Source organism: Pseudovibrio sp. WM33 (assembly GCF_001623165.1).
GTDB lineage: Bacteria > Pseudomonadota > Alphaproteobacteria > Rhizobiales > Stappiaceae > Pseudovibrio.
In genome coordinates, this window is sequence record NZ_LMCK01000077.1 from 51,139 (window position 1) to 51,609 (window position 471).

A 471-nucleotide genomic window follows, 5' to 3' on the forward strand; every position below is an offset into this window, starting at 1 on the left:
TTTCGGGAGGGAATAAACTCGCCTGTCTTTTCCAGGTTGTGAACCTCCCGCTCGCCAGCGGGCCGTCACAAGCTCATCTGTCGTGCGGAACTTCAACAGCCAGAAAAGAAGGCTTTGAATATGGACGACTCTGCATGCGCCTGTGGCGCCACAAATACTCTTCAGAATGAAATTGATGACGTGAACTTTGCTGTTTCTGATCTTCAGAACCTTGCTTATATGCAGCATCTGGTGCTGAGCGAGCGGATGAAGAACAGCAGTGAACGTGACGTTCTCTTCACTTTGCACCATGCATTATCTGACCGCCTAGAGGCACTGAATAAGACCTGCGGAATTTTGACTGATGCGTTGTCTGGCACGTCCTTCCCTAAAGGATTTTCCAGTCACGCGACACGCAGCGTCGCCTCTCCACCACCGGTTGAAACCAATATTGTGTCTCTTGATTAGATCACTGTGAACGGCACTCCAAGG

At 50.3% G+C, this 471-nt stretch carries 1 protein-coding gene; it reads left to right on the forward strand.

Going from position 1 to position 471, the window contains the following annotated elements:
• The first annotated feature begins 120 nt into the window (after positions 1 to 120).
• Entirely contained in the window at positions 121 to 447 is a 327-nt protein-coding gene (locus PsWM33_RS13360; RefSeq protein ID WP_063300569.1) for a hypothetical protein, read from the forward strand.
• The last annotated feature ends 24 nt before the right edge of the window (positions 448 to 471 follow it).